Origin of the sequence: Shewanella sp. GD03713 (genome assembly GCF_029843705.1) — a bacterium.
Taxonomy (GTDB): domain Bacteria; phylum Pseudomonadota; class Gammaproteobacteria; order Enterobacterales; family Shewanellaceae; genus Shewanella.
This window is the reverse complement of record NZ_JAOCIW010000001.1, coordinates 4,404,959-4,426,660: the sequence shown is the minus strand read 5'-3', so window position 1 is coordinate 4,426,660 and position 21,702 is coordinate 4,404,959. Positions and strand designations below refer to the sequence as shown.

Below are 21,702 nucleotides of genomic sequence, written 5' to 3'. Positions count from 1 at the left end.
AAGCCCACCAAAGGTCTACAAATTGTTACCTATGAAGTCACTTTGTGTAGACCTTCGGAGCTAAGCAACGCGCCTTTACCATCTCTCTGGTAAATACTGCGTGAAATACAAAGGCATCACGATATTGGTTTGTTCTAACGCTGAAGAGCCTTGTGTACCCGTTAACTTAAAGGTTTTACTTGGAGTACACTTTTCAACGTAGGATGCCAACGATTTTGCTCTTGTACGTTTACCACTTTTGACTTCAACAGGGATGATATCGCCTTCATCGGTCGCCAAAATAAATTCGATTTCGGCGCGGGCGTCATTCCATGAATAGCTTGGGTCAACGCCAATAGCTGTGAGCTCTTGTTGCACAAAGTTTTCAGCCACATAGCCTTTGTATTCATAGTTTTGTTGCTTAATCTCTTTATAACTGCTGCTCAGCATATGATTGAGCAGGCCCACATCAAACAGAAATAGTTTAACCATATTGTCTTTTTTATAGGCCGCCAACGGAGATTTGGGTAATCCTTCAATAGGGTAGTTTGGCAAAGCTAAGCGGCAGCAGTTAAGCCAATGGATCGCGGTTTCAAAATCGCTATAACGAGATTTACGCTCATGCACATGCTTAAATTTAAAGCGTTTAACTGACTCATCGCTGACAAGTGATAGCTGGGCTGGAATGCTATTAAACACCGATTCAATCAGTGTGGCATCGACCTTGCCCGCGTACTTACCGAAATCGCGGCGATAACCTTCAACTAAATCGGCATGAATTTTTGTGACTTTTTCAACACGCTCTAGAATGCTTGAATCCTTAAACTGATACCAAGCAGAAACGGCTTCCGGCATACCACCGGTAAAAAAATAGTCGGTTAGTTTATCCATCAATTTAGTGTGCACCGCCGGTGTGCTTGCTTGACTATCAAATGCTTTGATCAGTGCTTGCTCGTTGGATGCGTAAATAAATTCTTGGAAGGTCAGTGGTCGTAAATTGTATTGTTCTACCTTGCCCACAGGGAAGGTGTTGAGCAAACCAATATTTGAACCGCTGGCTGCGACAAAATAGGACGGTGCTTTTTCGGCAAAATACTTCAGCGAAGTTACGGCTCGTTCACATTCGCCAATTTCATCTAATATCAGCAAGTCGGTGTCTGGATTGAACGCTTGGTTGGTTAACAACTCAATGTTCATTACTAGCTCGTCAGGTGACAACGAGCCATCGAACGCTTCTTTGTAAGCTGGGTTTTCAAGGAAGTCGATACGAAGGATGTTGGCAAAGGTATTCCCAAACAACTCTTGCAGTAGATAGGTTTTACCTGTTTGTCTTGCGCCATCGATCAATAATGGCTTGCGCACAGGTTGACTTTTCCATGCTATTAGGGCGTTGAGTAAGTTGCGCTGCATTGTCATTTCCCGCCAATTAAGACTGTTAACTGCCTGTAGTATAACTCAGTCTACACTTTTACGCGCAGAAAAATGCGGAATTTTACATTTTTGTGCGCATAAAAGTGTTATAACGTTTTCGTTGGGCAAGGCTTTCCCTCTTGAGATGGCTTTGGGCACTTACCCTTTGGGCATCTGGGGCAGTTTGGGCAAAGCTTTAGTTCACGCCACTTAGGCACACACTAACCCTGCCCACAGGGTATTTATGACTTGGGGCATTATGTAAAATTCTGGGGCAGCTAGCTATCTGTACCCTCAGAAAGCTGCACGATCTGAGTATTTATCTGCCTACTGCGTCCGTTTAGTACTGGCAAACTCCTAACTGAACTTAACAGATCAGTGAGGAAGCAAACGATGAACCCAACCACACAATTACCCACAAACTCAGTACACCCAGCGCGTCAGCAGCGGATTTTGCGCTTGCCCGAGGTAAAGGCCAAAACAGGCTTTGGCCGCAGCACCATTTATGCCCTGATGGCTAACGGTGAATTTCCGCGATCTATCCGGATTGGTGCGCGTGCTGTGGGCTGGTTAGAAAGCGATATCGACCAGTGGATTGAAACCCGCCGTATCGGTGCTGCTTATGGCCGTGGATAAACCGTCAGCATCAAACCAACTACCTTCCAGTGATATGGATAGCAAAGTGCCAACATTACCGGCTGGTTTTGCCTATAACGCGCAAAACTGGCTGGTGATGCAACCAGCAGAGCAAGATAGCCCAGTCAAAATCTGCTCTTGGCTGCAAGTAGCTGCTCGTACTCGCGATCCACAAGGGGACAACTACGGCTATTTATTGCACTGGTTAGACGATGACAATCGCCATCGCTATTGGGCCATGCCCGCAGAACTCTTAGCAGGAGACGGCAGCGAGTACCGTCGAATCCTACTCAGCCGAGGAATGCGCCTAAGCAACAGTGTCAAAGCGCGGCAGTTGCTCTCGCTGTTTATTCAACAAATGGGCGAACTGGCTACGCAAAAGGCTATCAGCGTGAACTGTATTGGTTGGCATCACCACGCTTATGTGCATCCGCGCCTCACCTTTTACCCAAGCGAACACAACAACCCGCGCATGGTGCTGCAAACCATGCACCCGATAGAAGGCTTTATTCAACAAGGTAGTAGCGACAGTTGGCGGCAGCACGTTGGCCGTTATTGTCTAGATAACCCGCTATTAATTGTTGGCGTTTGTGCTGCACTGGCTGCGCCTTTGTTGCATTTGTGCGGGGTGGATGGTTTTGGTTTACACCTCTACGGTGCAAGCAGCACTGGTAAAACCGCAGCGCTGTATCCGGCATTATCGGTGTGGGGCGAACCTAATCAGCTGCGCCACAGTTGGCGTGCCACGGCCAACGGTTTAGAAGGCACAGCATTAGCGCATAACGATGCCTTGCTGGCGCTCGATGAAATGGGCGAAGTTGATCCTAAAGAGGCGGGAGATGTCGCTTATATGCTTGCCAATGGCCAAGGTAAAACCCGTGCAGGCAAATACGGTGAAATGCGCTTACCCGCCCGTTGGCGTTTGGTGTTTTTATCCACCGGTGAAGTGACGCTCGAAAGCCACCTTGCCAGTATTGGCAAACGCGTGAAAGCGGGGCAGCAAGTGCGCGTGATTGATCTCAGTGCCGATGCCGGAGCGCAAATGGGCGTGTTTAACCAGAGTCATGGTATGAACGCTGCCGATTTAGCCGATCACCTAAAACAGCAAAGTCGCCAGCATTACGGCAGCTTGGCTTTGGACTGGTTACGGTATTTAACGCAGCACAGCGCTCAGGTGCGCCCCGTTTTCCAAAATGTACGCCAACGTTTTTTAACCGGCTTACCTCCCGAGTCAGACGGCCAAGTGCGCCGGGTCGCCGAAAAGTTTGCCTTACTGGCTAGTGCTGGGTTGTTAGCCATTCAAGCCAAAGTACTCGATTGGCCGGCTCAAAGTGTCGAAGCCGCTTGTTTAAGCCAGCTTAACCAATGGATACTCGCCCGTGGTGGTGTGGCCGCCAATGAGGACCAACAAGCCATTCGTCAGGTACGCAGCTTTATTGAGCAGCATGGCGAAAGCCGCTTTACGCCTAAGCAAACCGGTTACAGCAGCCAAGTACGCCAACGCGCAGGGTGGATAGACACCAGCGGCCCACAAACCCTCTACCTGTTTTACCCAACTGGCTGGCGTGAAGCCACCGAAGGCCTAAGCCCTGATCGCGCCGCCAAAGCGCTGATGGCCGCAGGCTACTTAGTCCCCGATGGTAATCGGCCACAGCGCAAAGTCAGCCTGCCCGACAACACCCGCCCACGCATGTATTGCGTAAAAAGCAGTATTTTGGATGACTAAAAAGGCGATGAATCCTGTGTGGGCTTGTCGCCTGGCAGTGAACTGCCAGTCAACATATGGACTGGGTTAAGTTTGAAGTCCATTGCAAACAAGACCGCTAGAGTACTGGCTGTGTACTTAGCTATTCGATACAGCGTATTGACTATATCAGTGCCATTTCCAGTTTATGTTTTCGCTTCACCCAATCTGGTAGAGAGCGTTCGAGCAAACGATAAAACTCTGGGCCATGGTTGTGGTGCTCTAGGTGACATAGTTCATGAATGATCACATACTCAATACACTCTTTCGGTGCTTTAATTAAGTCGCGGTTTAAGGTCAGCGTTCCGCTTTTTGATAGACTGCCCCAGCGTTTTTTGAGTTGCATTATTTTAATTTTTGGCTTGTCTGTATCTGAATATTTGAACTTCTCCCAACAATCCGAAAACACCTTATTTAAATGAAAATCGGCTTTTTCTCGATACCAATCACTCAGTAACGACTCCACATGGTCTGGTTTACCATTGGCAGACGTTACCCAAAAAAAGCCCGCTTTCAGCGCTACACCGTTGTCAGTGCCTACTGCAATTTTTAGCCGATACTTCTTACCAAGATACAAATGGCTTTCACCACTTACGTATTTGCGAGAAGGGGTTCTTGGGTCAAACTGGTCAAAGTAGCGAATTTGACGTTTGATCCACCGAGCACGCTTCTTCACCTTAGCTTCAATGGCCTCACGGTCGGTGCCTTCAGGGGCTTTCACAAAAACTGATTTATCAGGGTGAACTGATATTTCCAGCGACTTGCGTTTAGAAAAAGCCAGCTGAAAGGGGATTTCTCCCCCTCCGTATACAACCGCTAGCTTTTCAGCGCTTGCTGTTGGTATCTCGGCCTGCTTGATGGTTGACGACATCAAGAATGCCTCCGGTGCTTCGCAACTTGCATGGTTTTCTCAATGATTTCGTCCATTTGCTCTAGGCTCAGCGTCACGCCGTACTGCTCTTTGACTTCGTCATAAAGAAAATCGTCAATATCATTCATCGCCGTTTTTTGAACGTCGGCATCGTCCCAAAAATCGACTTTCCAATGAGCATCAATGATTTTTTGTATCGCTAACGATGTTTGTGCCGCAATCGCATCAAGCTGAGCATCATCTAACTCGTTGAGTGTTGCCACTTGCTGAAACTGCGGCTTAATCAAGCCAAAGTAGGCGCACGCTTCGTCGTTTTCACGAATGCAATCAGGCATATCATCATGCTGCTTTGTGGCCACTTTGTTACGAATATCAATCACTCGGTTGAGATATTCTAAGTCTGAGATGCGCTTGGCCTTAAAGTCATCAATGGCGGCTTGGATCAGCTTCGAAAACTTCTCATAAAACGCAGGGTCTTCGTCCATATTCTCCGAAATACTGCGCTTTGTAGCGTGGGCGATGGTGTCCGCTTTTGACGCTGTGGTTTTAGCTTGATAAACCCCTTGCTCTTCTTTCACGGCGGTAAACATTTTTTCATCAAAAATATTCACGGGCTCGTTAAGCTGAGTCACCTCATTAGCCTGAATATGGGTATCCAGCAGCTTTTTAATTTTCGGCTCGTAGTCGCGATAATCAATCGCCTCGGCGTAACGCAACTTAACTGCCGCCTTTAAGTTCTGAAAACGTTTTAAATCGTTTTTATAGGTTTGTAGCTTTTTCTCATCAGAGTTCATGATGAACTGCTCAGACGATAAAGCGATGGCTAAAGATTTACTGTATGCCGATAAACACTCGTAAAACTCTTCACGCAACTCGTCATCTGCCAACAACACCTCATAGGCTTCTTCGTCTTTTGAGTTTTTAACGGCTTTAAACAAATCCCATAGGTCAGAGTAACGCTGTGGCAGCTTAAACACTTCCTCATTAATGGAGGTGAGCGTGCCTGCTAAGTCATCTTCATCAAACCCTTCAAAGGCTTCGTACATGGTTAGGGCTTTATCCAACTCGCCCAATACGCTGGCATAGTCGATGATATAGCCAAACTCTTTGCCTTCGTAAAGGCGGTTAACCCGAGCGATAGCCTGCAATAGCGTGTGCTCTCGCAGGGTTCGGCATAGATACAGCACGGTGTTACGCGGTGCATCAAAACCGGTTAATAGCTTATCCACCACAATGAGTATTTCAGGGTCATCACCGTATTTAAACTGATTGATGATTTGCTTGGTGTACTCTTCTTCAGAGCCAAAGCGCTTCATCATTTTATCCCAGAATTTACCTACCTCATCGGTTGGTCCTTCGTCCACTTCGTCGTGGCCTTCACGGGTATCAGGGCCAGAAATCACCACCTCTGTGGTGACGGTGCCAATCTCTTGCAAGAACTGCTGGTACTTTAACGCCGCCGGTTTGCCTGGGGCAACCAGCTGAGCCTTAAAGCCGGTGCCTTGCCAGTTCGCACGAAAATGCTCGCTGATATCAAAGGCGCGCATATATATCACCTGATCAGCTTTGTTTAGCATTTCAGCACGGGCGTATTTCTTTTTAAGGTCGGCCTTTTGCTCTTTGCTTAAATCGGCGGTGTGGCGTTCAAACCAGAGGTCGATGGCCGACTGATTCTGCTCCATCTCAATATGTCGGCCTTCGTACAGCAATGGCAATACCGCTTCATCGGCAACCGCTTGTTTAATGGTATAGTGCGGCTCAATCAGGCCACCAAATTTGGCAAAGTTATTCTTTTCTTTTTTCAGTAGTGGCGTACCGGTAAAGCCAAGAAAACAGGCATTGGGCAACATTTGGCGCATTCGGGCTGCCAATGAGCCAAAGTTGGTGCGGTGACTTTCATCGACCAATACAAAAATATCGTGCGATTCATCCACAAATTTCTCGGCTACCCAGCCTTTATCAAATTTGTGGATCAGTGTGGTGATCAGGCCCACTTTATTTTTAAGGTGCTTCACCAAATTACGGCCAGACGTGGCACGCTCGCGACTTAAACCACAGGCCGCAAAGGTATTACCCAGTTGTTTATCAAGGTCATCCCGGTCGGTAACCAAAATGATTCTTGGATTGATAAGCTGCGGATCAAGTGCCATAGCACGGGTGAGCATCACCATGGTAAGCGACTTACCCGAGCCTTGGGTATGCCAAATAACACCACCTTGGCGGTTTTCTTTTGCACCATTGCCTTTATTGGTCAAACGTTTAATTCGGGCGATGGTCGCTTTAATCACAAAGTATTGTTGATAGCGGGCTACTTTCTTAATGCCACCATCAAACAGGGTAAAGCGATACACCAAATCTAATAAGCGCTCTGGACGGCACAGGCTGTGAATGGCATTGTCTTGTTCCGTCACCAAGCGTTTACCTTCCGCCTCTAGCGCATCAAAAAATGGCCGTGCTGCAGCAAACTCACCACTGAATAGCTGTGCTTTAGTGTCTTCGTCTAAAGCGGTATTTACGTCTTTATCGACATCGGCAGGTTTGTCTTCTTGCTCTTTCCACACGCCCCAGAACTTCTTAGGAGTGCCAGCTGTGGCGTATTGGGCGGCGTTTTTATTCACTGCCAGCACTTGCTGCACATAAGTAAACAGGCGCGGAATATAGTCATCACCTTGGTTACGAATATTTTGTGATACGGCTTGCTCTACATCCACTTTAGGTGATTTACATTCAATCACGCTAAAGGGAATGCCATTCACAAACAGGACGATATCGGGACGCACCGTATCGGTGCTGCGCGCGCGCTCAACCGAGAATTCAGCCACCACATGAAAGCTGTTGTTAGACGGCGTTTTCCAATCAATGTAATTGAGGGTAAAGCTTTTTGAGTCCCCCTCAATGGTTTGCTCCATGGCTGAGCCTAAGGTGATTAAATCGTAAATCGACTCATTGGTTTTTTGCAGGCCATCAAACTTAATATTTTTGAGCTTTTGGATCGCGGTTTGAATGTTCTCTTCGCTAAACAGATACTCGCCACCTTTATAGTTAATGCGATTAATCTTCTTCAGCTGCTGACGTAGTACCCCTTCCAAAATCACATTGGCACTGCGTCCACCCCGTTCAGCCAGCGCTTGTTCTGGAGTGAGGTATTGGTAACCCAAATTGATTAACTGTTGCAGGGCAGGAATTTGCGACAAGTACTTTTCGTTAAATTCAAAGCCCGAAGGCTCTGAGTTTGCTACGTAATTGACTGGAGGTGTGCTCATGCGCTTGCCTCCTGATAAGTCTCCTCAGAGAGGTGCTGAGAACTACCAACTTGCCACTCACCTGTAAGCAGTTTTTGCATCAGACCGCGTTTTTGGCTGCGGTATTGCTCTAAGGTCTTTTTGAGTAAGCTGATTTCCTTTTGAGCAAGGTTGAGCTTGTAGGTTACGTCTTTTTGCACGTCCATTGCTGGCAATGGGATATCAATTGCGCCAAGATCTTTAAAACTGACTGTCTCACGCACGCTACCCTGAGCGCTGTTCTTAATACGTTGGCGTGCTTCACTTGAATTAAGCCAGTGCAAAAAGTAGTCGCTACATACCTTTTTTGTATCTAGTTTAAACACGACGTACATTGGGCTTAAAATGCCATTTTCCCAGTCATCAAGACGAGCAATAGAGCCCACATTGATTCGAGACGGGTTATAAGCGTATTGGCCTTGTTCAACGATTTTGTAATTTGACACGTTTGCGCTGGCCACGCGTCGCTCAAATTGCTCTTCTGGCAACACAAAGCCACTGTGATTTGTTACGCTTAAAACACGTTCAATCGTGCTGTTTTTATTGCGTTTAGAAACCTCTGTCATCAAACCAGAAGCCGACGTACGTTTATGACCAGCACGGTTGATCAAGTTAGAAGTTAACCACTCAAACTGCTTTTCCTTAGCCGCAATTAACGCCTCTGTTTTTTCGATGGCGTTGTCCCAGGTACCAAGTAAATTAGCAATTTTTTTCTGTTGTGACAGTGGCGGGAGTGTAATCGGAATTATTTCAACCAACCCTAAATTTAAATTGCCCTGCCCACTACTATTGCTTAACGCTCTGATATTCTCGTAGTTAAATAATAAATACTGATAAATGAACCAGCTATCGCACTCGTTATTACATGTTATGGTTGCTGCGTTTTGATTAGTACAAGCATCGAAGCTTAAGTAGCCAACTTGCCCACGAGTTTTGCCTTGGCCAATCATGCCCAACACAATAGTTCCAGCCGGTACCATTTTGGCCGATGAATTTTTTAGCCCTTCTTCTGTTATCCACTCATCTACATCTTGCGGGGTGATAACGCAATTTTGTATTTGGGTTGTTTTAACCCAAGGGATATTTCCATTCCAGTAACTCGGGTTGGCGCGAGAAGGTGTGCCACCGGAGGAAATACGTGCAATTTCGCCTAGCTTTACAGACTTAATCATTGATCACCCTCCAACTTCTTCTGTGCACGAGCCAACTGGGGAATGCCTTTTTCAGGTGTTGGTAAATCCTCTGGCATGGTGCCTCCCAGCTCTTCAATGGTGGCACGCACTTTTGCACCTACTTCAAAATGGGTTTGATTGGCATGGACTTTCTTGCTGACCTGATCGCGCTTTAGCTTTTCTTCCGTTTGCGTGGCGCGGAACAGGTTAGCGGCAAGCTCGGTACTGCCCATGTGGTCGAGGATTTTTTGGCTCTTTTTTAAGCCCTTGTGTTGGTGAATGGCTTTATTGTCTAACCCGCCATATAAGCCTTTGTAGCCATGGTTTTGGAAAATGGCGTAGTCCAAACCCGACTCAACACCTGCATCACGGGCCGCCGCAGCCAGTTGCTTGTTGTGGTCGGCCAATTCATTGCGTAGCATTAAACGCTTTTGGTCTTCATTTAGTTGCTGAAAACCTGTGTCATCCTGTAGTTCTTGACGACGGGTTTGAATAGCAAAATAGGTCTGGCCATTGGCGATCACCGGCTTGCTAGCATCACCGTTTTGCACAATGAGGTAACAGGCGTAACGGGAAAGCTGATAATCACGGGTAGTTCGCTTAGCCCCCGAGCCAATATCGACCATTTTTCCCACCTGGGAAAAATGGTCTTCACTCGACTGGCCGGAGCCCTCACAAGCGGTGATCGCTTTTTTGATAACACGCTCAAACTTGTCCCAAGTGCTGTAGTCAAGAACAGTCTGTAACTCTCTGGCATACCAGAACTCGTTACCTTCAGATTCATGCTTTAAGCTTTCAAAGCTGGTGTGTTCTGGTTGGGTAAGCTGCTTGTCACTCATCGCACACCTCCCACCATTTTCGTGACGTCACGCAATTGGTCTGTAGTGCCGTACTCACACTTAGACACCATTTTGTTGGCGTCAACAAAATGGTTGTTGTTCGTCATACTCATTCAGCCACCTCCGTTGTGTTGTTTTGCGCTTCGTTAGGTACGATATCCTTTAACAGCGCTGCCATTTTGCTGCGGACATCGGCAAGTTCGCTTTCAAGGCTGGTGATCTCAGCCTGTACCGCCACAATATCGACCTCAATTTCTTCTTCGAAGGTATCGACGTAGCGCGGGATATTCAGGTTAAAGTCGTTCTCTTTGATCTCGTCAAAGGTGGCTAAATGGGCGTATTTTTCTACCTCTTCACGGGCTGTTACCGCTGCAACAATTTTGTCTAGGTGTTCATCCAGCAGGATGTTTTGGTTTTTCCCTGCTTGGTAATGATCTTTACCGCTGGCATCGACAAACAGCACGTCTTTGCGGTGTTCATTGGCACCGCCTTTCTCACGTGAGCGGTCGAATATCAGGATTGCGACAGGAATACCAGTGCTTGGGAACAGGTTACCGGGCAAGCCGATTACGGCATCTAATAGGTTTTCTTCAATCAGTTGTTGACGAATGCGTAGTTCCGCCGCACCTCTAAACAGCACACCATGAGGGACTACTACGGCAATGCGGCCTTCTTTTTCAACGGCGGCTTCAACCATGTGGCTGATAAAGGCAAAGTCGGCTTTTGATTTAGGCGGTAGCCCGCGCCAGTAGCGGTTGTATCTGTCGGATTCAACGTCTTCTGAACCCCATTTGTCGAGTGAAAACGGTGGGTTGGCAACCACGTTATCAAACTTCATCAGTCTGTCATTTTCGACCAGCGCAGGTGAAGTGAGGGTGTTACACCATTCGATACGAGCAGAGTCGGAGCCGTGCAAGAACATGTTCATACGTGCCAGCGCCCAGGTGCTGCCGTTGACTTCCATGCCGTAGAGTGAGTAATTGCGGTCACCCACTTGACGAGCGGCTTCAATCAATAAACCGGCTGAGCCACAGGCAGGGTCACAAATACGCGCCCCCGATTTTGGTGCAGACAGACGCGCAACCAGCTCAGAGACTTTATGAGGGGTGTAGAATTCACCGGCTTTTTTACCTGCATCGGAGCCAAAGCGCTCAATAAGGTAGATGTAAGTGTTACCAATGACATCTTCAGACACGCGCGACGGGCTCATGTCGAGTGCTGGCTTGTTGAAGTCGTCCAGCAAGGTTTTTAGGCGACGGTTACGGTCTTTGGTTTTACCCAAGTTGGCTTCGCTGTTGAAGTCGATGTTACGGAATACGCCTTCTAACTTGGCTTTGTTCGCGGTTTCAATATGCTCTAAAACAATGTTGATCAGTTCGCCAATGTTGGGTTCGTTTTTACGCTCTAACAATGAATAGTAGTTGGCCAAAAATGTGTCGGTAACAACGGTTTTCTTCTCTTTGGTTGCTTTGTCTTCTACTTCTTCTGTGAGTTCAACCATTGGCAGTACAAAACGCTCGCGCTCAAGCTTACGTCTGATACGGACGTCGTCGTCGCCGTACTGCTTTTTATATTCTGCGTAGTGGTCATTCCATACATCGGAGATGTATTTTACGAACAGCATGACTAGGATGTAGTCTTTATATTGCGCAGGGTCTACCGCGCCACGGAAAGTATCGCATGCAGCCCATGCTGCATTGTTGATGTCTTTTTGTTGAATCTTGTCGTTCATATCTTTAGTCATGCTTTTGTTCATGTTGTTATTCATAAAAGGCCCTCAAATTTGTTCAGTGTCATAAAGCGGGGCAGGCTATACCGATAGCGCCCCGCTAGCTGTAAGTTAAAAGGTTAAGAATCGAGTACGGCTGATTGAGTCCAGGTAATCGACCGCCCAAATGGAGGGTAAATCGATGTACTGTCCTTTATGGTGTACCGTGCAATGACTTCACCTTGCTCGTTTAGCTCTTCACATTCATAGGTATCAGTGTCTTGGCCTTTTCGTTGCGACCACTGACTACTTACGATGTTGAGGGTATGCGACTCGGGTACACCTATTTTCTTTTTGTATTCATCACTCATAAGGGCTCCTATCCTTTAATGTCTTTTGGGTCGTTACCGTGGCTATCTTTGCGTTGTATCTGGCCGTCTTTGCCATGTACAACAAGCTCAGAACCTTCGCGCTTACTTTGCTCGCGCGCCGCAGCCTCGGCCTCTCGTTTGGTGCTGTGTACACTTGAAGCGCGTTCGGCACCGCCTTTTTTGTTCGCCCATCCATCAGGATGTGGTACGACATGTCGGGTATTGCCCTTGCTTGATGATGTATTCTTTGCCATAATTTTGGCTCCTGTTTTTTTGAAATGAAACGCGGATTAAAGTTTTGCTAAAAGTGCTGTCACACTTTCGGCTCATCTAAACCCAGTAACTGTCATTACTGGGTATTCATTGCTAAATTCATTAATATTGCGTCAGTTAACACCTCCTTTTTCTTTGCTAATGCATTCATTAGCTTCTGTTCGTTGATGGATAATTGGTAAATCTTAATGATCTTTTTCTGCACATCGAGACTAGGCACTACTATCTCCAGATCCTCAAGTGCAGGTTTGCCAATCATTCTTACCGCCGTGCCTGTTGCCTTACTCTGCAATACTGCTTGTGAAGTCGGTTGATTAATAAACCAGCATAAATACGCCGGCATAACCGAATCACTTTCAACTCGAATTCGCAACAGTGGCGCAGCGATAACAGCATCATTCAACTCTTGGTCAATCAATGCTGCCGTGTTAGTTTGACCTCTAGAGCGAAATGCTAAGTCGTTATGTTTAACTCTGTGATGATCCTTCAAATCTTGCATAGTAATCTGCACTAGCTCTTGGGCATTAACTCGGTTATCTTCAGTAAGATCCTTCATCTGAATAACAGAGATATTTCCATTAGCGTCTGGCTCAAGCTTTGACCTAAAAGAGTGTCCCATCTGTACAGAGGCAATTTTTTTCAAATTAACTTTCATTGTCACCTCAAATGCGTTGTAATGGCGTTTCTGCAACTTGTGAATAAGCTTAAGCTGAGATTCATAAGTTGTCAATTTTTTATTTTACAAAAACGTCGTTACTGTATTTTTTTTAGTGGCGTTTGGAAATGCTTGAATTGACCGGATACTTGGCTGTATTGAGAGGGATGAGTGGTTGTTGTCTGGTACCGACATTTATGTCGGTACAGGTATCTTGCTGATAAAAAAGAGTTAATTATTAAGAGTCATATAACCAAGCTGGTAGAGCTGTACAAAACGCAACCATCTGGAAATTCCGAATAGTTCAACGTGAAGCCTGAGTAAAACCCTAACAGAGACCGCTCTAGCCAAAAATATCGAGCTATTTGGCGCTTTTGATATTAAAATCGCACCAACAATACCCCTCCCGCTACCCGTTAGATCAGCGCCCTGTGAGGGGGTACTCTTTTTTCAGGCTTCTAATTTTTGGTACCGTAATGAGTTATGGCACCAAAATTCGCTTTCAACCACACATCATTCTCCGGCCCACAAAGGTGGTGCAGCAGCGCTAAGTTTAACTGGTGACTGATCACGTTGCAGTTTTGTTTTTGGCTTTCTTTTCTTAAACCGCTCACTAATAACCCCGTGCACGATTTTCCTATTTGTTCTGGCGTACTGGGCAGGCAAAAGGCGCGGTTTTGCTGTTTGGGGTGCAAGGTAGCGCGTTTTCCTGTTTTAGATAAAGGCGTAATGCACCAAAAAATACGGGTGTTGGCCGGTGCGTTTGCTTGCAATATTCTAGTTTGAATCGTGCCATCCCTATTTGTCGGTAACAAATGTGCCGGTAACAAAACTAACCCTCCTTGCGCGTGGCCTTCAACCTCAGGTAAAGGTAGCCAATACAGGTTTGGCCATTGCTCGGGGCTCTGCCATTTTTCTACGATCACTTGCGCGCCAATGCTATTCAGCCATTGGTGAATCGGGCAGCCTGGGTGCGCTTGTTTAACGCGTGGTAACTGATAGGTCAACCAACGGGTTAAACGTTCGGCGGCATTATCGCACAGGCTTAATGCTGGGTAGAGGGTAAACGCGCCATGCCCAACCAGTAAAGCGACCACCTGCTGTATCCATTCTCTATCCCAATCATTAGCACTTGCCCATAACACGTCACTTATCACCCTGTTGGTTCGTCATGCTATCTATTTTCAGTGGTCGGGTGCAGACGCGGTGGTGAATTAGATGAAAGAAATGGCCATCAAACTAACCAGTCAAATCGGTTTTTTATGATGACTTGTGTGCGGCTAACTGTTTGATATACATAGTCCAATACGGTGCTGTTTGGCGGCATTTAGCCCATGCAAAAAAATCGAGACGCCAAACGATCGTTTGAATTCTGGGTTAGAAAAAACAAACGGTTTGTACTTTGATGCCGAGGTTGGTTTAGGGTGCAAAAAGTGCCAAACCTTGTGTTGATCCAGTACTGGCAAGGCTTAGCAGCGTTGGATTTAAATCGAGAAGCCAAACAATGAATGGGCTAATTTCCCTGTTTGGCGTTTCGATCCAAAAGCCAAACGGATAGTGGTTTTGGCGTATGGGGGTAAAGGCATGGGGAAGTGTTTAATGAAGTGCTGCTGTTTATTTTGGCTTGGTATTTGATGAAGGGACGTTTTCTAACTTCAGTGAAGGTTGCTTGTTACTGTTGTCATCAATGTACTCAAGGGCGTACCCCATAGCCTTGTAGCTTTTCTCGCGTTTTTTAAACATGCGTTGCAGCATAGGGAGGGCGCAGTCTACATAGTCGTGAATGGTGACTTGTGTTTTTCCTTCCGATTCACGATGAATTCGACCGGCATATTGGGCCAATGTACCTTTCCATGCGATTGGCATGGCCAAAAACAACGTATCCAGTCTTGGTAGGTCAAACCCTTCACCCACATATTTTCCTGTTGCGACGACAATTTGAGCCGATTGCAGATGATTGTCAGCGTTCTTGCGTTCGACAGATTTCATGGCGCCTTTGAGTACGACAGTGCTTATACCCATCTTGGTAAGTTGTGAGTGTATTTCCTCTGCGTGCTCTCTACGCTCTGTAAGGACTAAGGGGTGTCCGCCATTTTGAACACACTGAGAGGCGTCTGAGACAATTTTTGAAGTGCGCTGTTGGTTATCGACGAGCCAGCGGTAGGCATCGCTTATTTTTGGGCGCTCATCTGTTTTTATTAGCGCAGCTGGCGGTATATCGTAGAGCTGATGAATCATCACGGTTTGAGTAAATTGCTCATCAGGATTTTGTTTCACTTTGTAGCGAATGGGCCCTGCCGCCATAAAAATGATTTTCTGATGGCCATCTTGTCGCTCAGGTGTTGCTGTTAGGCCCAATACAAATTTTGCTCTTACCTCGTTGAGTACCATTTCAAACCTTGGCGCAGACAGATGGTGGCATTCATCAACAATAATATGGCCGTAGTCTTGGATGAGAGGCGTGATGGAATTGTCTTTTTTATTGACCAAGCTTTGGTAGGTGGCAATGTCGATAATGCCACTCGGCTTTCTTTTCCCCCCGCCTATACTGCCAATGTTTACTTCTGGTAGGAACGTGCGTAATCGCTCTTGCCACTGTTCAAGCAGTTGTCGGCTATGAACCAGTATTAGGGTATTTACTTTGCGTTTTACGATCATGCCAATGGCAGTAACCGTTTTTCCAAATGCAGTCGGCGCATGCAAAATACCGAAGTCATGTTTAGATATTGCGGCCACTGCGTCTCGCTGGTTCTTTCGCAAGGTGAACGCAGGGGTAAGTTTTAATAATGGTTTGCCGGTTTCACGCTTATCGTCAAGCAGTGGCGAAATATTGTGCTCTTGTAGCAAAGCAATCGCATCATCGAGACAGCCACGCGGTAGTGCAAGATAACCGTTTTCAATACGAGCGCAGGAAATAAACCTTGGAATGCCATGGGTTGAAAAACGCAACGCTTGTGTCTTAAAAAACACAGGATTAGAAAAACTAGCTAATCGCTTTAGTCCTGCCAGCAGTGGCCCAGGTAACTCGCTCATCAAAAAGTAGATATGGTTGGCCAAGGTAATAGTCACGTTTTTCGGCAAAGACTCTAATTTTATTGGTGTGGCTTTGGCTGTGATTTCCCAAGGTGGGCGGTTATCTGTTAGCCCTTGTTCGGACAGTAATAGGGTGTTGGGTGAAATTGTTGTTATGAGTTGATCAATACTCGATTGCGTGAGCGATTTAAGCTCAGCAAGGTACTGCCATTGATCGTCAATCGCATCCAGGTCATTGTCAACAAAGCAGCTACGGCCTGAAAGGCGAGCCTCCTTTTGAAGTGGTAGCGCAATGAGATTGCCAAACCCTCCTTCAGGAAGGACATCTTGGTTAGGAAAGAGCCTGTCATAGGAGTCAAACGATAGATTTGGAAATATTTCCATGGCTTTATCAAGCAAAGCGAAACCAAGTGCCCGAGCTTGGTTAGCGGGGATGTTAGTTTCAAAAAAGATCCATAAGTGCGCCCCGTTGCCAGAACGCGAGATTTCTATCGCGTGTGGAATATCAAACGCTTGGCACGCTTTAGACATTGCTTTGACTTCTTCTTGCCAACAGCCTTTGTCAAAATCGGCTGCCAACAAATAGCACGTATTATCTTTCAGTAAGGGATACAGCCCCACCACTTGATGACCGGCAAGGTGCCTGTAAATAATGCGCTCGTTTAGTTCGCTAAACTTTCGGTGTGAACAGTCTTGGCATTTAATGCGGGGCTTGTTACAAACCCCGTTTACCCATTCATTATCACAGGCTACGGAATAGCCACTGCGCCCCTGTTGATTTTGCCAACGATTGGCGAAGATATCCTCTCTTCCACGAAATCGTTGTCTGAATAGGGCGACTTTTTGTTCTGGCGTGAATGTCTGTACTGAACGCTCGTTTTGAGCGCTACGCAAAGCCTCTCTTAATGCGAGAAGCTGCTGCTTTTCATTTTCAAGCTCAGCTAGCCTGTTATCAATAGCTGAAATATTTGGGTAGCGAGCGTCATTCATGACAACATAATTTTTATGCGCAGCGCTATGAAGCGCGAACTTGCGGCGGTTTGATGAGCGACTCTGCTGGAATACCTAGCCCTTCATGAAGTTTCCAAATCATTTTTAGCGTGAGTGATCGCTTATGGTTTAGGATTTCATAAACACGATTGCTTTTACCTATCATGGGTTCAAGATCTTTAACTGTTAATCCTTTGCGCTCCATCTCAAACTTTATTGCCTCAACAGGATCTGGCAAATCCATTGGAAAATGCTTTGCTTCGTAGGCTTCAACTAACGTAACCAAAATGTCCAGCTTTTCGCCTTCGATGGTATCAGGCTCCGCCATCATTAGGTTTTCGATGTCGTTTAATGCCGCGCGGTAGTCGGCATCTGTTTTAATAGGTCTGATGTCCATTATATTTACCTCTTGTTACTACCTTTTGGCTTCAAATCGTTTGCACATCAATTTTATCGTATTGCGCATGGCTGCCGATAAACCGTATGTAAACCACTTTGTAGGCATAATTGATCCAAACAACTAACCGGTATTTATTACCGGCAATGTTAAACACGACACGCCCATCTTTGAGGATGCTGGCATTTCTAAAGTCCTGTTTCACATCCGCCGGTGCTCCCCAATCAGCGTTTAATGCATGCCTATACCACGCTAACGTTGGCTCTTTAGCGTCAATGTATTCTGGGCTGTCTTCCCAAAATGTTTTTAAGGTTGATAATGCGATAATTCTCATAAACAGATGTTAGTCCCAACTTGGGACTTTTGCAAGTTTGGTATTCTTGATGCGGTTAGGAGTTGTTACCGCATCCCCAACTGCCCCATTCCTTGGGGCAGTTTAATTTCCTCTTATTCACCCTCTAAAGCTCGGCATATCTAGTGTTGCCCCATTGTCCCAACTGCCCACGGTAAGTGAGTAAATGGGGACTGCTAGTTTCGCCTGATTGGCTTTTTTGGCATACGGCTGCGTTTGCCATCGAAGAAGGCTAATACTCTGAACCAATAGAGTGATTCTTCATAACCTAGGCTATACGTTGGGCGTGCAGGCGGGATGAGTCCTAGTTTACGTCCTAGGCTGACAATCACGTAGAACGTGAGTTTTAGCGTCAGCCAAGGAGCGAGTACCACGAATACCATCAGGCAATATCGAGTAAGTGTGTAGCCTACGCCATAAGTTTGTTCGAGTAAGGCAATGCCAATACACCAGCCAAGGCCTGCCAGCATGGCTATTGGAAAGGTAATGGGGGCGAGTCGCATCATAAACTGCATATTAGCGCCCTCCGGTGTGGTGTTGTGAAGCGGGCTCAAAGTTCACCAGCGGTTCAACCACATCAGCTACGGTTTGGTGGGCAATACGGCGCTCTTCAAAGTAATCGTGGCGGTCGTAGATGCCCTCAACGCCTTTTAGCTTATGGTTAAGGCAGCGTTCGGCCACGTTGCCTGCAATGCCCAAAGAGGCGGCAAGGCTGCGAAAGGTGCGGCGCAAATCGTGTACGGTGAAGTGTTCAAGTTTGCCCATTTTATTGGGAGGCTGCTTTTTGCGCCCAGGCTCGCGACCAAAGAGCTTAGAAATGGCACGGTTAAGCGTATCTGGCCCCATATGCGGACGATGGCTTGCTCGTCTGGCTGGGAAAACATAAGGCGAGCCACAAGCGCGGATTTGCAACTCGTTAAACCAAGCAATGGCTTGGCGCGGTAAAGGGATGCTGATTGGCACGCCAGTTTTACTGCGTTCTTTGGGAAGATCCCACACGCCTGTGGTTAAATCCATTTCACGCCACATGGCTTCGCACAATTCGCTTTTGCGCACGCCCAATACCAAAAACAGGCAGCAAGCGAGGTAGTTGTCGCGGCCAAAGCTATTGATATGGGTATGAAACACGCTAAAGGCGTAGTGAATTTCCTCTTTGCTGAGCATCCTGTCTTTACTGGACTCCACGCCACCGGCATCGTCCACGGTAAAGGCTGCGGCGGGGTTGTTCAGCGTTAAGTCGAGCTTTATCGCATGTCGAAACAGTTGCTTCATGTACATCAAGGTATCGTTGGCAATGGTAGGACGGTTACTTTCTCGAATGCGCTCTAATACTTCGCGTACATGTGTTGGACGCACAGCTTGGATAGGAAGTTGACCAATCACTGGTGCAATTTCTTTGGTAAAAACACGTTTGGGTATATTTGGGTGCTTTAATCGGCGACTTAAGTCTTTGGCATACCAGTCTTGAAACAGCTGACTGACATTTTGAATCTCAGGGATGGTTTCAATAGCACGGATTGCTAATGGGTCTTCACCTTGCTGAAGTTGTAGCTGCATTTTAGACGATTCAAGTCGAGCCTCTGCTAAGGTCATACTTGGGTATTGGCCGAGCGTGGCTTCTCGTCGTCCGTTTAGGCTGGTATACCTTAGCATCCAATACGGCATGCCAGATTTTCTTACGCAAAAATATAAGCCGTTACCATCACTGTATTTTTTGTTTGCTGTTGCGGCGCGAGCATAAGACTGCACCTGAGTTGCGGTTAGTTTTGCCATCGTTTGTTACTCTATATTCCTAAGAAATCGTTAAAATTTGCTCACCATTGCCCACCACTGTTTGTTTATCGATTGGTTCGATAGTTGAGTGATTGAACAACCTGCAAGCAGCACGATAAGTGGAGATGGCATAAGGCGGTGGTGAGATAGATGCAAAAATCTGCTCACCAGATACCTTGACTTTTTGCTTATTGAGTCAAAAAAACAGGTCTTGCCCACCATTTTGCCCACCACTTAAACAGCAACTGGTAACGGACATCTGCAAACCGATTTGGACGGGGAAAATAAAAAAGCCCTGTATTTACAAGCAAATAACAGGGCTTCTAAGACATTCTTGGACGGGTAAAAAAACTATTCGATATTTTGAATTTGCTCGCGCATTTGTTCGATAAGCACTTTGAGCTCGACGGCTGCTGCTGTGATTTCAGTGCTGATGGATTTTGAGGCGAGAGTGTTAGATTCGCGGTTAAATTCCTGCATCATAAAATCTAAGCGACGGCCTTCGCTGCCGCCTTTTTTGAGGATGCGGCGCGCTTCGGTGACATGGGCTTCGAGTCTGTCCATCTCTTCGGCCACATCTTGTTTTTGTGCTAACAGGATCATCTCCTGCTCGATGCGGGCGGGGTCGAGTTCACCTTTGATTTCCGCGAGGCGATTGGTGAGTTTATCGCGTTGATATTCCATTACTTTAGGCATGTGTTCGCGCACGATAGCGATTTGTTCTTCGACGCCTTCTAAACGGCTTAACAACATTTCTTTAATCGCTGCACCTTCACGGCCACGGGCTTCGATAAACTGGTCTATTGCTAAATCGAAAGCCGTTAATAGCTCGGCGCCAATGGCATCCATATCTTGCTCTGAGCTTGAGAGTACACCTGGCCAGCGCAGAATGTCAGTCAGGCTCACTTCGCCTTGGCCGGCTTCTTGTTTTAACCAGCTGGCGGCGTCGAGCAACTGCTTGGCTAACCCTTGGTTTAATTTGAGTTCGTTATTGCTGTTGTCGGCTAACTCATAGCGTAAATTGACCTCGACTTTACCACGGCTTAAACGTTTACGCAGACGGTCGCGCAGTACGGGTTCGAAGCTGCGGAATTGTTCTGGTAGACGTAGGTAAGTTTCGAGATAACGCTGGTTGACTGAGCGAATTTCCCAAGAGGCGGTGCCCCATTGTGCTTTGTGCTCGATGCGAGCGTAGGCTGTCATGCTTTGGATCATGGGATTGTCCTGATGGTTGAATCGTCATATTGATAGGCGATTATAGAGTCAATGGCTTTAGGATTAAAGGCATACAATATACTGCTAGGGGTTAAGCTAGCATTTAAAGATGGGGAGTTTGTCAGAGAATGGCCCTAGGCATGGCATCCTCAGGCACAAATCCCTATAATATGCAGCCAAAATCGGTCAATGACTCAGAATACAGGAATCTCGCATGCGTCCAAGTAACAGAACGCCAGTACAAACACGTCCCATCACTATCACTCGCCAGTTTACGGCCCACGCCGAAGGTTCTGTGTTAGTGGAGTTTGGCGAAACCAAAGTACTTTGTACCGCCAGTTTTACTGAGGGTGTGCCACGTTTCCTAAAAGGTCAGGGACAAGGCTGGGTGACGGCAGAATACGGTATGTTGCCACGTTCAACCCACAGTCGTATGGACCGTGAAGCGGCTCGCGGCAAGCAATCTGGCCGTACTCAAGAGATCCAGCGTCTGATTGGTCGCGCACTGCGTGCTTGCGTCGATATGAAAGCCCTTGGTGAAAACACTATCGTTATCGATTGCGATGTGATCCAAGCCGATGGCGGTACTCGCACCGCGTCTATCACAGGTGCCTGTGTGGCTCTCGTGGATGCACTGAACTGGGCTCGTGGTAAGGGCATTATCAAGTCTAACCCACTGAAATTCCTAATTGCTGCGGTTAGCGTTGGTATATACAACGGCGAAGCGATCAGCGATCTCGAATATGTGGAAGACAGCGCTGCCGAAACCGATATGAACGTAGTCATGACGGAAACCGGTAAGATTATTGAAATTCAAGGTACGGCCGAAGGTGAGCCGTTTAGCCATGAAGAATTGATTGAGCTACTCGGGTTGGCGAAGAACAGTATTCGCGAAATCGTCGATGTGCAGAAAGCCGCATTAAATTAATTGTTGTTGATAAGAAGCCCCGTTATGGGGCTTTTTATTAAATCAATATTGCTATAACCAATAAAAATAGAACGT

Annotated in this window: 18 protein-coding genes; 3 read left to right on the top strand and 15 right to left on the bottom strand. The window is 46.8% G+C overall.

Going from position 1 to position 21,702, the window contains the following annotated elements; translation table 11 throughout:
• Positions 1-75: 75 nt before the first annotated feature.
• Entirely contained in the window at positions 76-1,389 is a 1,314-nt protein-coding gene (locus tag N5E87_RS19355) for an AAA family ATPase (protein WP_279775747.1), read from the bottom strand.
• 393 nt (positions 1,390-1,782) lie between these two features.
• Here N5E87_RS19355 and N5E87_RS19350 point away from each other — a divergent pair, with 393 nt between their 5' ends.
• On the top strand, positions 1,783-2,025 hold the full coding sequence (locus tag N5E87_RS19350; protein WP_206625682.1) for an AlpA family transcriptional regulator: 243 nt from the start codon (positions 1,783-1,785) through the stop codon (positions 2,023-2,025).
• Complete coding sequence (locus N5E87_RS19345) at positions 2,012-3,751, top strand: DUF927 domain-containing protein (protein WP_347881489.1); 1,740 nt, start codon at positions 2,012-2,014, stop codon at positions 3,749-3,751. The genes N5E87_RS19350 and N5E87_RS19345 overlap by 14 nt, the downstream gene beginning before the upstream one ends.
• A 142-nt stretch (positions 3,752-3,893) precedes the next feature.
• Here N5E87_RS19345 and N5E87_RS19340 read toward each other — a convergent pair whose 3' ends face one another.
• The 14 genes from N5E87_RS19340 to N5E87_RS19275 form a co-directional block, all read right to left on the bottom strand.
• Positions 3,894-4,640 (bottom strand): SprT family zinc-dependent metalloprotease, encoded by a 747-nt coding sequence (locus N5E87_RS19340; RefSeq protein ID WP_085284095.1) that lies wholly within the window; start codon positions 4,638-4,640, stop codon positions 3,894-3,896.
• Positions 4,640-7,903, bottom strand: a complete 3,264-nt coding sequence (locus tag N5E87_RS19335) for an HsdR family type I site-specific deoxyribonuclease (RefSeq protein ID WP_279775745.1) — start codon at positions 7,901-7,903, stop codon at positions 4,640-4,642. The genes N5E87_RS19340 and N5E87_RS19335 overlap by 1 nt, the downstream gene beginning before the upstream one ends.
• A complete protein-coding gene (locus N5E87_RS19330) occupies positions 7,900-9,093 on the bottom strand; it encodes a restriction endonuclease subunit S (RefSeq protein ID WP_279775744.1) in 1,194 nt (397 codons plus the stop codon). The genes N5E87_RS19335 and N5E87_RS19330 overlap by 4 nt, the downstream gene beginning before the upstream one ends.
• Positions 9,090-9,932 carry a DNA damage-inducible protein D gene (gene dinD, locus N5E87_RS19325; RefSeq protein ID WP_279775743.1) on the bottom strand — a complete coding sequence of 281 codons (843 nt, stop codon included), beginning with the start codon at positions 9,930-9,932 and terminating at the stop codon, positions 9,090-9,092. Before dinD ends, N5E87_RS19330 begins: the two co-directional genes overlap by 4 nt.
• Before the next feature lie 109 nt (positions 9,933-10,041).
• Positions 10,042-11,700, bottom strand: a complete 1,659-nt coding sequence (locus N5E87_RS19320; protein ID WP_279775742.1) for a type I restriction-modification system subunit M — start codon at positions 11,698-11,700, stop codon at positions 10,042-10,044.
• Positions 11,701-12,019: 319 nt separating this feature from the next.
• Positions 12,020-12,265 carry a DUF2188 domain-containing protein gene (locus tag N5E87_RS19315; protein ID WP_005085359.1) on the bottom strand — a complete coding sequence of 82 codons (246 nt, stop codon included), beginning with the start codon at positions 12,263-12,265 and terminating at the stop codon, positions 12,020-12,022.
• Between the two features lie 95 nt (positions 12,266-12,360).
• Positions 12,361-12,939 carry a restriction endonuclease subunit S gene (locus N5E87_RS19310; RefSeq protein WP_279775741.1) on the bottom strand — a complete coding sequence of 193 codons (579 nt, stop codon included), beginning with the start codon at positions 12,937-12,939 and terminating at the stop codon, positions 12,361-12,363.
• A gap of 458 nt (positions 12,940-13,397) precedes the next feature.
• Positions 13,398-14,084 (bottom strand): hypothetical protein, encoded by a 687-nt coding sequence (locus N5E87_RS19305; RefSeq protein WP_279775740.1) that lies wholly within the window; start codon positions 14,082-14,084, stop codon positions 13,398-13,400.
• A gap of 469 nt (positions 14,085-14,553) precedes the next feature.
• Complete coding sequence (locus N5E87_RS19300; RefSeq protein WP_279775739.1) at positions 14,554-16,962, bottom strand: DEAD/DEAH box helicase; 2,409 nt, start codon at positions 16,960-16,962, stop codon at positions 14,554-14,556.
• Positions 16,963-16,987: 25 nt separating this feature from the next.
• Complete coding sequence (locus N5E87_RS19295; RefSeq protein WP_000354813.1) at positions 16,988-17,359, bottom strand: transcriptional regulator; 372 nt, start codon at positions 17,357-17,359, stop codon at positions 16,988-16,990.
• Between the two features lie 31 nt (positions 17,360-17,390).
• Complete coding sequence (locus N5E87_RS19290; RefSeq protein ID WP_102309607.1) at positions 17,391-17,693, bottom strand: type II toxin-antitoxin system HigB family toxin; 303 nt, start codon at positions 17,691-17,693, stop codon at positions 17,391-17,393.
• Between the two features lie 194 nt (positions 17,694-17,887).
• Positions 17,888-18,226, bottom strand: a complete 339-nt coding sequence (locus N5E87_RS19285; RefSeq protein WP_279775732.1) for a hypothetical protein — start codon at positions 18,224-18,226, stop codon at positions 17,888-17,890.
• Position 18,227: 1 nt separating this feature from the next.
• Complete coding sequence (locus N5E87_RS19280) at positions 18,228-19,484, bottom strand: site-specific integrase (RefSeq protein ID WP_279775731.1); 1,257 nt, start codon at positions 19,482-19,484, stop codon at positions 18,228-18,230.
• 351 nt (positions 19,485-19,835) lie between these two features.
• Positions 19,836-20,699: a YicC/YloC family endoribonuclease gene (locus tag N5E87_RS19275; RefSeq protein WP_279775729.1), complete on the bottom strand. Its 864-nt coding sequence runs from the start codon at positions 20,697-20,699 to the stop codon at positions 19,836-19,838.
• Between the two features lie 214 nt (positions 20,700-20,913).
• Here N5E87_RS19275 and rph point away from each other — a divergent pair, with 214 nt between their 5' ends.
• Positions 20,914-21,627 carry a ribonuclease PH gene (gene rph, locus N5E87_RS19270; RefSeq protein ID WP_086903058.1) on the top strand — a complete coding sequence of 238 codons (714 nt, stop codon included), beginning with the start codon at positions 20,914-20,916 and terminating at the stop codon, positions 21,625-21,627.
• The last annotated feature ends 75 nt before the right edge of the window (positions 21,628-21,702 follow it).